This window comes from Streptomyces sp. NPDC006372, from assembly GCF_040612515.1.
Taxonomy (GTDB): domain Bacteria; phylum Actinomycetota; class Actinomycetes; order Streptomycetales; family Streptomycetaceae; genus Streptomyces.
In genome coordinates this window covers 333,924-346,255 of sequence record NZ_JBEXQJ010000002.1, presented here as the reverse complement: position 1 = coordinate 346,255, position 12,332 = coordinate 333,924, and the positions used below count along the sequence as shown (strand labels likewise).

The 12,332-nt window shown below is 70.7% G+C and carries 10 protein-coding genes; 4 read left to right on the top strand and 6 right to left on the bottom strand.

All coding sequences use genetic code 11. The features are described from left to right. Positions 1–6 precede the first annotated feature (6 nt). From ABZ016_RS06040 to ABZ016_RS06015, 6 genes are all read right to left on the bottom strand, one after another. Entirely contained in the window at positions 7–1,086 is a 1,080-nt protein-coding gene (locus tag ABZ016_RS06040) for a 2-oxoacid:ferredoxin oxidoreductase subunit beta (RefSeq protein ID WP_356915310.1), read from the bottom strand. Further along, on the bottom strand, positions 1,079–3,016 hold the full coding sequence (locus tag ABZ016_RS06035) for a 2-oxoacid:acceptor oxidoreductase subunit alpha (RefSeq protein ID WP_356915309.1): 1,938 nt from the start codon (positions 3,014–3,016) through the stop codon (positions 1,079–1,081). Before ABZ016_RS06035 ends, ABZ016_RS06040 begins: the two co-directional genes overlap by 8 nt. A 168-nt stretch (positions 3,017–3,184) precedes the next feature. After that, the gene (locus ABZ016_RS06030; protein WP_356915504.1) at positions 3,185–3,844 is read right to left on the bottom strand and encodes a response regulator transcription factor; all 660 of its coding nucleotides are present in this window, start codon (positions 3,842–3,844) and stop codon (positions 3,185–3,187) included. A gap of 248 nt (positions 3,845–4,092) precedes the next feature. Continuing rightward, on the bottom strand, positions 4,093–5,454 hold the full coding sequence (locus ABZ016_RS06025; protein ID WP_356915308.1) for a sensor domain-containing protein: 1,362 nt from the start codon (positions 5,452–5,454) through the stop codon (positions 4,093–4,095). 110 nt (positions 5,455–5,564) lie between these two features. Continuing rightward, positions 5,565–6,770: a sensor domain-containing protein gene (locus ABZ016_RS06020; RefSeq protein WP_356915307.1), complete on the bottom strand. Its 1,206-nt coding sequence runs from the start codon at positions 6,768–6,770 to the stop codon at positions 5,565–5,567. A gap of 74 nt (positions 6,771–6,844) precedes the next feature. After that, entirely contained in the window at positions 6,845–8,473 is a 1,629-nt protein-coding gene (locus tag ABZ016_RS06015; protein WP_356915306.1) for an IS200/IS605 family accessory protein TnpB-related protein, read from the bottom strand. Positions 8,474–8,843: 370 nt separating this feature from the next. Between ABZ016_RS06015 and ABZ016_RS06010 the strand changes: the two genes are divergently transcribed. Genes ABZ016_RS06010 through ABZ016_RS05995 form a run of 4 tightly spaced genes read left to right on the top strand, consistent with a single transcriptional unit; the run spans position 8,844 to position 12,332 of the window. Continuing rightward, on the top strand, positions 8,844–9,251 hold the full coding sequence (locus ABZ016_RS06010) for an NADH-quinone oxidoreductase subunit A (RefSeq protein WP_356915305.1): 408 nt from the start codon (positions 8,844–8,846) through the stop codon (positions 9,249–9,251). After that, positions 9,242–9,892, top strand: a complete 651-nt coding sequence (locus tag ABZ016_RS06005; protein WP_356915304.1) for an NADH-quinone oxidoreductase subunit B family protein — start codon at positions 9,242–9,244, stop codon at positions 9,890–9,892. Before ABZ016_RS06010 ends, ABZ016_RS06005 begins: the two co-directional genes overlap by 10 nt. Continuing rightward, on the top strand, positions 9,889–11,367 hold the full coding sequence (locus tag ABZ016_RS06000; protein WP_356915303.1) for an NADH-quinone oxidoreductase subunit C: 1,479 nt from the start codon (positions 9,889–9,891) through the stop codon (positions 11,365–11,367). Before ABZ016_RS06005 ends, ABZ016_RS06000 begins: the two co-directional genes overlap by 4 nt. Next, positions 11,364–12,332 carry a complex I subunit 1 family protein gene (locus ABZ016_RS05995; RefSeq protein ID WP_356915302.1) on the top strand — a complete coding sequence of 323 codons (969 nt, stop codon included), beginning with the start codon at positions 11,364–11,366 and terminating at the stop codon, positions 12,330–12,332. Before ABZ016_RS06000 ends, ABZ016_RS05995 begins: the two co-directional genes overlap by 4 nt.

Genomic DNA, 12,332 nt, shown 5'->3' with positions numbered 1-12,332 from the left:
GGCAGGTCAGCCGACGACCGTCCAGGTGTCTCCGCCCGCCAGCAGTGCCCCCAGGTCGCCCTTGCCGTGCTGCTCGATCGCCTGGTCGAGCTGGTCGGCCATCTGCGTGTCGTACACGGGCCGGCCGACGGAGCGCAGGACGCCGATCGGCGTGTGGTGCAGGGTGTCCGGGTCGGCGAGGCGGGACAGCGCGAACGCCGTCGTCGGGGACGCGGAGTGCGCGTCGTGGACGAGCACCTGGTCCTCGTTCTCCGGCGTCACCGCCACCACCTTCAGATCACCGGTCGCCGGGTCCCGTACGACACCCTTGGCGAGGTCGCTGCCGAACCGGATCGGCTTGCCGTGCTCCAGCCGGATCACGGCCTCCTCGGCCTGCTGCTTGTCCTTCAGGGCGTCGAAGGCGCCGTCGTTGAAGATGTTGCAGTTCTGGTAGATCTCGATCAGTGCCGTGCCCTCGTGGGCGGCGGCCTGGCGCAGCACCTCCGTCAGGTGCTTGCGGTCGGAGTCCACCGTCCGCGCCACGAACGAAGCCTCCGCCCCGATCGCCAGCGACACCGGGTTGAACGGCGCGTCCAGCGAACCCATCGGCGTCGACTTGGTGATCTTCCCGACCTCGGAGGTCGGCGAGTACTGGCCCTTGGTCAGGCCATAGATCCGGTTGTTGAACAGCAGGATCTTCAGGTTCACGTTGCGGCGCAGCGCGTGGATCAGGTGGTTGCCGCCGATGGACAGCGCGTCTCCGTCACCGGTGACGACCCACACCGACAGATCCCGGCGCGAGCTCGCCAGACCCGTGGCGATGGCCGGGGCGCGGCCGTGGATGGAGTGCATCCCGTAGGTGTTCATGTAGTACGGGAAGCGGGACGAGCAGCCGATGCCCGAGACGAAGACGATGTTCTCCTTCGCCAGCCCCAGCTCGGGCATGAAGCCCTGCACCGCCGCGAGAATGGCGTAGTCGCCGCAGCCGGGGCACCAGCGCACTTCCTGGTCGGACTTGAAGTCCTTCATCGACTGCTTTCCCTCGGCCTTGGGGACGAGGGACAGCGCTTCGATGGTGCCGGTGCCTGTCGTGGACGTCTCAGCCATCGATGGCCTCCTTCAGAGCCGCGGCGAGCTGCTCCGCCTTGAACGGCATGCCGTTGACCTGGTTGTACGAGTGGGCGTCGACCAGGTACTTCGCCCGGATGAGCGTGGCGAGCTGCCCGAGGTTCATCTCGGGGATCACCACCCTGTCGTAACGCTCCAGCACGGCGCCCAGATTCCGCGGGAAGGGGTTGAGGTGGCGCAGATGCGCCTGCGCGATCGACTCCCCGGCCCGCCGCAGCCGCCGCACCGCGGCCGTGATCGGCCCGTACGTCGAACCCCACCCCAGGACCAGTGTCCTGGCCTCGTGCGGGTCGTCCACTTCGAGGTCCGGCACGTCGATGCCGTCGATCTTGGCCTGGCGGGTACGCACCATGAAGTCGTGGTTGGCCGGGTCGTAGGAGATGTTGCCCGTGCCGTCCTGCTTCTCGATGCCGCCGATCCGGTGCTCCAGACCCGGCGTGCCCGGGACCGCCCACGGACGGGCCAGGGTCTGCGGGTCACGCTTGTACGGCCAGAACACCTCGGAGCCGTCGTCGAGCGTGTGGTTCGGGCCCTGCGCGAACCGCACCCGCAGATCAGGCAGCTCCTCCAGGTCCGGGATCCGCCAGGGCTCGGAACCGTTGGCCAGGTAGCCGTCGGAGAGCAGGAACACCGGCGTGCGGTACGTCAGCGCGATCCGGGCCGCCTCCAGCGCGGCGTCGAAACAGTCCGCCGGCGTACGCGGCGCCACCACCGGCACCGGGGCCTCGCCGTTGCGCCCGTACATCGCCTGCAGCAGATCCGCCTGCTCGGTCTTGGTCGGCAGACCGGTCGAGGGGCCACCCCGCTGGATGTCCACGACCAGCAGCGGCAGCTCCAGCGAGACCGCGAGGCCGATCGTCTCCGACTTCAGCGCCACACCGGGGCCGCTCGTCGTGGTCACGGCCAGCGAACCACCGAAGGCCGCGCCCAGCGCGGCCCCGATACCGGCGATCTCGTCCTCGGCCTGGAACGTCCGCACGCCGAAGTTCTTGTGTCTGCTCAGCTCGTGCAGGATGTCCGACGCCGGAGTGATCGGGTACGACCCCAGATACAGCGGCAGATCCGCCTGCCGGCTCGCGGCGATGAGCCCGTACGACAGGGCGAGGTTGCCGGAGATGTTGCGGTAGACACCGGGCGGGAACGCCGTGGCCGCCGGGGCGACCTCGTAGGAGACGGCGAAGTCCTCGGTGGTCTCGCCGAAGTTCCAGCCGGCCCGGAAGGCGGCGATGTTGGCCGCCGCGATGTCGGGCTTCTTCGCGAACTTCGACTTCAGGAACTTCTCCGTGCCCTCCGTCGGCCGGTGGTACATCCAGCTCAGCAGGCCCAGCGCGAACATGTTCTTGCTGCGCTCGGCCTCCTTCCGGGTGAGGTCGAACTCCTTCAGCGCCTCGACGGTGAGCGTGGTCAGCGGCACCGGGTGGACGTGGTAGCCGTCCAGGGAGCCGTCCTCCAGGGGAGACGTCTCGTAGCCGACCTTCTGCATCGCCCGCTTGGTGAACTCGTCCGTGTTGACGATCACCTCGGCACCGCGCGGCAGGTCGCCGATGTTGGCCTTCAGGGCGGCCGGGTTCATCGCCACCAGCACGTTCGGCGCGTCGCCGGGCGTGAGGATGTCGTGGTCCGCGAAGTGCAGCTGGAAGGAGGACACACCCGGCAGGGTTCCGGCGGGTGCCCTGATCTCGGCCGGGAAGTTCGGCAGCGTCGACAGGTCGTTGCCGAACGACGCGGTCTCCGAGGTGAAGCGGTCGCCGGTGAGCTGCATACCGTCACCCGAGTCCCCCGCGAACCGGATGATCACCCGGTCGAGGCGGCGGACGTCCTTGGCGCCCGCCGCTTTGCGCTGCTCTCCCACGACTGCTTCGTCTGTTTCGTCGGCCTGCTCCGCTGGGCTGCTGACCTGGCTGGTCACTGAACTGGACCTCCCTCGAGGCGGCTGTCCGGGACAGGCCTTCCCGCAGGCCCTCCCGGATCAACCCTACGACCGTAAGGGTCGCCTTATTTGGGTCATTCGTATGTTGGACACGACTTTGAGACGATCATGCGGCCTGATGTCCGGACCTGCCAGACATACGGCATGTCAGGAATTGAGGTAGGTCAGCACGGCAAGGACCCTGCGGTGGTCGCCGTCGCTCTGGGACAGCCCCAGCTTCAGGAAGATGTTGCTGACGTGCTTCTCGACCGCCCCGTCACTGACCACGAGCTGCCGCGCGATCGCCGAGTTGGTCCGCCCCTCGGCCATCAGCCCCAGCACCTCACGCTCCCGCGGGGTGAGCCCCGCGAGCACGTCCTGCTTGCGGCTGCGGCCCAGCAGCTGGGCGACCACCTCCGGGTCCAGGGCCGTACCGCCCTCGGCCACCCGCACCACCGCGTCCACGAACTCCCGCACCTCGGCCACCCGGTCCTTCAGCAGATAGCCGACACCCCGGCTGGAACCCGCGAGCAGCTCCGTGGCGTAGCGCTCCTCCACGTACTGCGACAGCACCAGCACACCGAGCCCCGGGTGCGCCTTGCGCAGCTGCACCGCCGCCCGCACGCCCTCGTCGGTGTGCGTCGGCGGCATCCGCACGTCGGCGACCACCACGTCCGGCAGCTCACCCTGAGCGTCCAGCTCCGTGATGGTCTTGATCAGCGCCCCGCCGTCACCGACCCCGGCGACGACCTCGTGCCCGCGGTCGGTCAGCAGCCGGGTCAGGCCCTCCCTGAGCAGCACTGAATCCTCGGCGATGACCACCCGCACCCTGTCCTCCACGATGTCCGGCCCCCCACAGCCCCGACGCCGCCCGTCCGCGACCCCCAACGGCCCCGCGCCCACCCGTGCGACAGGGCCAGCATTTCAGGATCGGGGGGTGGATGGGGGAGGGAAGGCTTACTTCATGTCCGACCGTGTCGGGCGGTGGGAGGACGAAGGCCGGGGATCCAAGGGGCGGAGCCCCCCGGCGGGGTCACAGGGGCGGAGCCCCCGCCACGGACGCCCCCGACCGGAGATCACCGCACATGAGCCCCACGCCAAGGCAACTCGGCGGTCACCCGCGTCGGCCCCCCGGCCGGCGAATCCACCACCAGAATCCCGTCCACCGCGTCGAGCCGCTCCGCCAGCCCCGCGAGCCCGGACCCCCGGGACACATCGGCCCCGCCCACACCGTTGTCCACGACCTGCAACATCAGCCGGTTCTCCGTACGCCACACCTCCACACCCGCCCAGGTCGCCCGCGCGTGCTTGCTGATGTTCTGCAGCAGCTCCGACACCGTGAAGTACGCGATCCCCTCGATCGCCGGCGCCGGCCGCTCCACCAGGTCGACCTCGACCTGCACCGGCACCGTGCACCGAGACGCCACCGCCGACAGCGCCGCGTCCAGCCCCCGGTCCGTCAGCACCGCCGGATGGATCCCCCGGGCCAGGTCCCGCAGCTCCTGCAGCGCCGTCTTCACCTCGCCGTGCGCCTCGTCCACCATCCGCGCCGCCGCCTGCGGATCCTCCCGCAGCTTCTCCTTCGCCAGCCCCAGATCCATGGCGAGACCGACCAGCCGGGCCTGCGCCCCGTCGTGCAGATCCCGCTCGATACGCCGCAGGTCGGCGGCGGCCGTGTCGACCACGACCCCCCGGTCCGACTCCAGCTCCACCACCCGCGAGGCCAGCCGTGACGGCCCGAGCAGCCCGTGCACCAGCAGCCGGTCCACCATGGTCAGCGCCCGCACGATCCACGGCGTGGCGATCGTGAACAGCAGCCCCACCAGCGCGGTCACCGTGATCTCGAACGGATTGTCGAGGTAGACCCGGTGCGTCTCGTCGCCGTACAGCTGGATCCCGTCCTGCCCGGCGTGCATCGGCAGTGCCCAGAACCACAGCGGGTACGTCAGCAGACCCCACCCCAGCGCCCAGACGTTCACCGTGACGGCGAACGAGAACACCGCCCAGGGCAGATGCAGCACCGCGTACAGCAGGGCCCGCCACGAGGTGCCGCTCTTGAGGACGGCCCCCATCCACGCCATGGCGCCCGGCTTCCTCATCCGCAGCGGTTCCGGCTCGGCCACGTCCAGGTCCAGCAGCGCCCGCGCCCGCATCCGCTCCAACGCCCCGAAGCCACGGCACCCGGCCAGCGCCGCCGCCAGCACCGGAACGCCGAGGAACGTCACCAGCAGCCCCGCCCCCAGCGACACCATCGTCACCGCGTACGTGAACAGCAGGATGCTGATCGGCAGGCTGAGCAGCACATGGCCGAGCTCGCGCCAGGTGCGGCCCTCCACCGGCGCCCGCAGCGCGGCGGGCAGCCGGTGCCGCCGTTCCGTGCTCCCGGGGAACCCCGGCCCACCGTCGAGCCCGTACCCCTGTCCGTACTCCGTGGCCATCGGCGTCGTCCTTCTCCTCGTCCTGCGGCTGTGCCCTCGTACCTCCACCCTGCTCCGCCGCAGGTCGGCGGACCATGGAGTCCGTCGGCCTCTTGGACGGGGGGTTTTCCCTACCCCGGGGCTCCGGACCGGTCGCGCCACGGCAGCTCCGCCGTGACCGTCGTCGGGCCGCCCTCGGGCGACTCCAGGACGAACAGCCCGTCGACCGCGTCCAGCCGGTCGGCCAGGCCCTTCATCCCCGTACCGCGGTCGAGCCGCGCGCCCCCGCGGCCGTCGTCCCACACCTGTATGAGCAGCCGGTCGTCCGTCCGCCACACATCCACCGACGCCGACTTCGCCCCGCTGTGCTTGCTGATGTTCTGCAGCAGCTCCGAGACGGTGAAGTAGGCGATGCCCTCGATGGCCGCGGCGGGCCGGTCCGCCAGATCGACCGTGACCTTGACCGGGGCGGTGCAGCGCGAGGCGATCGAGGACAGGGCCGCGTCCAGGCCACGGTCGGTCAGCACCGCCGGGTGGATGCCGCGCGCCAGGTCCCGCAGCTCCTGGAGCGCCAGCTTCACTTCGCCGTGCGCCTCCGACACCATCGAGGCCGCCGCCTCCGGGTCCTCCAGCACCTTCTCCTTGGCCAGGCCCAGCCCCATCGCCAGGTTCACCAGCCGGGCCTGCGCCCCGTCGTGCAGGTCCCGCTCGATGCGCCGCAGGTCGGCGGCGGCCGTGTCGACCACGACCCCCCGGTCCGACTCCAGCTCGGCGATGCGCCGCTCCAGCTCGTCGGAGGGCGACAGCAGCCCGCGCACCATGGCCCGGTCGGCGTTGGTCAGCCCCCGCGCGATGAACGGCAGCACCGGCCACAGCACGAACAGCGAGGCCATCGTCACGGAGAAGGTGAGGACACCCCACGGCAGCCGGATGAACTCGTACAGCACCGTGCGCCAGCCCACCGGGTCCTTCAGCTGCATCCACAACCGCTGGAAGCCGCCCCCGCCGCGCAGCCGCAGCCGGCTCGGCTCGTCCACCCGCACACCGAGCAGCGCCCTGGCCCGCGCCCGCTCCAGCCTGCCCAGCTGCCGCGCGCCCATGAGTCCCACCGCGAGAAGCGGGAACCCGACCACCGTGACGGTCAGTCCAAAGCCGGTGGACAACATGGTCACGACATAAGTGAAACCGAGCAGCGAGGCCGGAAGGTTGGCCAGCAGATGCGCGATCTCCTTCCAGGTGTGCCGGTCGTAGGCGAGACGGGGCGGCGGCGGACGGTCGTCCTGCCCGGCCGCCGTCGCGGCCCGGCTCGCGCCGGGGGACGGGATGCGTTCGGTCATGGGCGTCAGCGTGCCCGGCGGAGGGCGGCTTCGCCATGAGGCAAACCCCCCGGATCGACTGAGGTAAACCGTTCCTAAAGACTGAGCAGGAGTGAGTCCTGTCGCCAGGGCTCATGCTCAGCCGGACGCCCCGAACGGTGTTGGGTGTCCTGGTTGCCCGCGTTCGCTCCGCGTCCGGCGCGCACGGATCGTGTCCGTGGTCCGGGGATATGGGGGCGGGGTTCCTCACGCCCCGGGACCGTCGGCCCGGCCTGGACGGTCCGATGCCCCTGCTTATCACTCCGGTGAGCAGGGGGCGGTGCCGTCCGTCGCCGGATCGGGTGTCCCAGGGCGCGCCTGCCTATCGCCACCGCTGCTGTTTGGTGGCGGGTGGGTTTGCGGTGTGTGCTGGTGAGGGGTTTCCGCCAGTGCTGGGCACCCCAGCGGCTGGTGTAGGCGGGGTCGACGGCGACGATGGGGATGCCGAGTTCGGCCGCCATCGACACCAGGCGGGCCCGCAGTCTGGCCACGGGCATGCCGGAGATCAGCTTGCGGAACTTCTTGCGGCGGCCGTGCTTCTCGCGGGTCTTCTCCGCAGAGAAATCGAGATCCTCAATCGCGACCGCAAGGTCGTGTCGTCTGGCGAAGTGCAGCAGGTGGATCAGGGCGTGGCGGATCTGGGCGTCGCGGTGGGCGGAGGTGCCGGACAGGTCGTATTCGAAGCAAACAGGTTCGCCGACGGGGTTGCCGTGGGGGTCCAGGCGCCAGGCGGCCAGGTGATCGGCGTTGGTGTCGACGCCCACCACGCCGCGTGTGCGGGCCGCAGCCAGGGGCACGGTTTTCACCGCAGGGATCGTCCACGACGCGCTCAGATACCAGCGCCCACGGCTCGTGTCCTCGTGGATGCGGTAGGCGACCGCCCGGTGGGTCTGGATGCGGTCGCGCCACTGTTCGCCCCGGTGCGCGAACGCCACCCGACAGGCCAGCACGTACCGGCCGTGGGGTGCGTTGGCCAGATGGGCCAAGGGGGCCGGGAGCTTGATCGAGACCTCGCCGTCAGGGGTCACGCGGATCGTCTCGTTGCCGAACCGCTTTCCGCTCTCACCGTCCGCCTTGAGGAACCGGCGCCCGGCCCGCCACCGCGCACGCCACTGCTGTTCGGTGAGCCCTGCGGTCTGCAGGTGGTGGCGGGTGCTCAACAACCGCTTCCCGCCACGCACCACGCGCACGACCCCGGCCTCCCAGTCGGCGCGTGCGGCCTGGAGGCGGTCTTCGAGGACGTGCAGGCGGCGCGTCTTGGTGAACCATTCCCGCTTGCTGCGGTAGCCGCCCGCAGCCCGTCTGGAGCCTTCTTCTCCCACCGGCAGCGACAGTCGGTGCCCAATCGTGCGCACACCCGCTTCCAGGCTATGGATGTGTGCGAGCTGCCCGCGCCGGGCCAGCGCCCACTGATCGTGGGTGGTCTTGGTGATCGACCCGGCCCAGCGGGAGGACGACTCCACCGTCAGGGCACGCTTGCGCTCGGCCCACCGCTCAGCGTCGTGCTCTAGCCCCGCTGCGCACCGCGCCTTCAGATCCAGTGAAGCCAGCATGCCCAAATGGTCCCCGACCAGGCGCAGTACCTTCTCGTCCTCGGTGGTCAGGTGCTTAAGCCGGTCGCGGAGCGCAACCCCACATGGGCCGGGCACCACGGACGGCGTGCCAATCTCCCGCAGCACACCCAACACACTCTCCCCTCGTCCCCCGCGCTCGGCCGACCATCCCCTCAGCATGCTCAACGACCATCACGGGTAAAGGTCACACATTCGACAGCTGAACTTTCGTTCTCGTCCCCATCTATGGGGCCGCAAGTGCCGCAGCACGGACACTCACTCATGTACGACTGGACACGCCTGTGCGTAGTTGACCGCCAGCAGTTCACCCCCCCTCGTGCCGGGGCATGACGGGCTGCTTACCCTGCCTTTATCAGGGCCTAGACTCCCGTGCGTACAGATCGTCGAACAGCGGCGTCCGTGATCTCCGGCCGGGCCGGGGAGCCGCGGGATCGTCGCATCGCAGGATCCAGGCCGAGTTTCCAGGGAGCGAGGGACGGACGTGCCGGAACCGACCGTCGTCACCACGACCGTCGTCGCGGCGGACTACTTCCAGTCCTATTCGGTCGTCGGCCTGCTCACCGTCGTCGGTGTGCTGTTCGTGGCCGTCGCCTTCGGGGCCGGCCGCCTGCTGCGGCCCGTGGTCCCCACACCCGAGAAGCTCCTGACGTACGAGTGCGGCGTCGACCCCGTCGGCGAGGGCTGGGCCCACACCCAGGTCCGCTACTACGTCTACGCCTTCCTGTACGTGATCTTCGCCGTCGACTCGATCTTCCTGTTCCCCTGGGCGACCGTCTTCGCCGCACCCGGCTACGGCGCGGCGACCCTGGTGGAGATGTTCATCTTCCTCGGCTTCCTGGCCGTGGGCCTGCTCTACGCATACAAGAAGGGCGTCCTGGCATGGACGTGACCCCCTCGGTGTCCGAGCCTGTTCTGCTGCCCGAGCCCAAGCGGCTCGGCGCCCTCGCGCGCCTCGCGCCCGAGCCGATGAAGGTGATCCTCAACTGGGGGCGCCGCTACTCGCTCTGGGTCTTCAACTTCGGCCTCGCGTGCTGCGCGATCGAGTTCATCGCCGCGTCGATGGCCCGCCACGACTTCATCCGGCTCGGCGTCATCCCCTTCGCGCCGGGCCCGCGCCAGGCTGACCTGATGGTGGTGTCCGGCACGGTCACCGACAAGATGGCACCCGCGGTGAAGCGTCTCTACGAGCAGATGCCGGAACCGAAGTACGTCATCTCCTTCGGCGCCTGCAGCAACTGCGGCGGACCGTACTGGGACTCGTACTCCGTCACCAAGGGCGTCGACCAGATCATCCCCGTCGACGTCTACGTCCCCGGCTGCCCGCCCCGGCCCGAGGCGCTGCTCCAGGGCATCCTCAAGCTCCAGGAGAAGATCGCCCGCGAGTCGCTGGGGGAGCGGTACGGCACGGGCACGACGCGTCCTTCGGCGGCGGCCTTGCAGAGCGGCTTGGTGCAGCCGCCGAGCCCGTCCGGGGAGCATTCCCAGCCCGAGTCCCCGGGCCCGGACTCGGCGTCGGGGGAGGGACGATGACCGGGGTCGGCTGGCTGCCCGACGGCGTCGAGGAACTCTTCGGCCCGGACACCACGGCCGAGGAGTCGTACGAGGTCCTGACCGTCGACGTCCCCCCGGCCACCTGGATCTCCGCCCTGGAGACCGCACGCGACCGCCTGGGCTGCACCTACTTCGACTGGCTGAGCGCGGTCGACGAACCGGGCACGGGCTTCCGCGTCACGGCCCACGTCGCGGCCCTGTCCCCGGTCCGACGTCTCCTGCTCCGTACGACGATCCCGCACGAGGCCTCCGCCCTGCCCTCGGCCGTCGGTGTCTACGCGGGCGCCGCCTGGCACGAACGCGAGACGCACGAGATGTTCGGCATCACCTTCGAAGGCCACCCGGGGCTGGACCACCTCCTCCTGCCCGACACCTTCGAAGGCCACCCCCTGCGCAAGGACTTCGTCCTGGCCGCGCGCGTCGCCAAGGCCTGGCCCGGCGCGAAGGAACCCGGCGAGTCCGAACACGGCGGCCCCAAGCGCCGCCAGATGCTCCCGCCCGGGGTTCCCGACCCCAACGAGTGGGGGCCTCTGAAGGGTCAACTCCCCCCGGCGCCCGCCCGTCCGGCCCGTGGCGCGGGCCGCGCGGCAGGCGAACGCCCGGCCCGCGCGGCAGCCCGCCCCGCGGGGGAACGGCCGGTGCGGCGCGCCCGTTCGGCAGCGGAGGGCTCGGCGAGCCAGGCCGCCGCGGGCGACGCGGAAACTCCGCCCCCGACTGCTCCGCGGCGTGCCCGCACGGCGGCGGAAGGCTCGGCGAGCCAGGCCCCCGCCGGGACAACCGAGCCGGAGTCGACGGCCACTGACGCCGGATCCCCGGCCGCCGAGGCAGGAGCCCCGGCCCCGTCGGCGGGGCCGCGCCGCGCGCGGAGCGCCAACGAGGGCTCGGCGTCGCAACGGACGCCGTCGGACACCCCTGCCGGCCCCCGCCGGTCACGCAGCGCCTCGGGGGGCAGTGCGAGCCAACGGGCCACACCCGGTCCCGGCGAGAGCGAGAGCGAGAGCGAGAGCGGGGGCGGGAAGGGGAGCGGCAGCGACAGCCCGTCGGGCACCCCTTCGCGCACCCCGCGCAGCTCGGACGCCCCCTGGCACCACGCCCGCCCGGCCTTCGCCGAACCGCAGCCCGAACCGTCCCCCGAGGCCGGCCAGCCGCCGACCCCCGAGCCCGCGCCCGACTCGGGAAGCCCTGAGGTCCCGGGGGCCACGGAGGCCCGTGAACCCTCGGAAACCCCGAAGGTCTCGGACACTCCGACGGACCCGGACACCCCGGAGGCCACGGACACCCCGGAGGCCCCGGCCGCCCCGAAGGACCCGGCCACCCCGGAGTCGGCGAACGCTCCCAAGTCCTCGACTGGACCGAAACACACGGACCATCCCGGTAACCCCGCTAACCCCGGCAACCCCGGTAACCCCGAAGACCCCAGCGGCAGCGACGACCCCACAGGAGGCCCGCGGTGAACGACGCGCTCGACGTCACCCTGCGACTCCTGATCGTCTTCGTCGTCTTCCTCACCTTCCCCCTGATCATCGGCCAGACCGAACACAAGGTGATGGCTCACATGCAGGGCCGCCTCGGCCCCATGTACGCCGGCGGCTTCCACGGCTGGGCCCAGCTGATCGCCGACGGCGTGAAGTTCGCGCAGAAGGAGGACGTCGTCCCCGCGGGCGCGGACCGCCGCATCTTCCAACTCGCTCCCGCCGTCGCCCTCCTGCCCTATCTCCTCGTCCTGCTCGCCATCCCCATCGGCCCCGGCGAAGGAGCCGTCGGCCAGGTCATCGACGCGGGCGTCTTCTTCGTCCTGGCCGTCATGGGCGTCGGCGTCCTCGGTTCGCTCATGGCCGGCTGGGCGTCCGCGAACAAGTTCTCCCTCCTCGGCGGCCTGCGCACCGCCGCTCAGCTCCTCGCCTACGAACTGCCGATGCTCCTCACCGCCGCCTCGGTGGCGATGGCGGCCGGCACCGTCTCCCTCCCCGGCATCCTCGACGCCTTCGAGTGGTGGTGGCTGCCCTGGCAGATCGTCGGCGCGATCGTCTTCTTCGTGGCCGGCCTCGCCGAACTGCAGCGCCCGCCCTTCGACATGCCCGTCGCCGACTCGGAGATCATCTTCGGCGCGTACACCGAGTACACGGGCCTGCGCTTCGCTCTCTTCCTCCTCGCCGAGTACGCCGGAATCGTCGTCCTGTGCGGCCTGACCACTGTCCTCTTCCTGGGCGGCTGGCACGGCCCCTGGGGCGCCGACGGCCTCGGCTGGGTCTGGACCCTGCTGAAGACCGCCGTCCTCGCCTTCCTCGTCATCTGGCTGCGCGTCACCTACCCCCGGCTGCGCGAGGACCAGCTCCAGAAACTGTCCTGGACCCTTCTCGTCCCCCTCTCCCTCGCCCAGATCGCCCTCACCGGCATCGTCAAGGTGGTGATCTCGTAA

Coding starts and splice junctions, on each gene's coding strand:
- ABZ016_RS06020 (WP_356915307.1), bottom strand. CDS start 6,770: ATGACCGAACGCATCCCGTCCCCCGGCGCGAGCCGGGCCGCGACGGCG.
- ABZ016_RS06005 (WP_356915304.1), top strand. CDS start 9,242: ATGGACGTGACCCCCTCGGTGTCCGAGCCTGTTCTGCTGCCCGAGCCC.
- ABZ016_RS06025 (WP_356915308.1), bottom strand. CDS start 5,454: ATGGCCACGGAGTACGGACAGGGGTACGGGCTCGACGGTGGGCCGGGG.
- ABZ016_RS06040 (WP_356915310.1), bottom strand. CDS start 1,086: ATGGCTGAGACGTCCACGACAGGCACCGGCACCATCGAAGCGCTGTCC.
- ABZ016_RS06000 (WP_356915303.1), top strand. CDS start 9,889: ATGACCGGGGTCGGCTGGCTGCCCGACGGCGTCGAGGAACTCTTCGGC.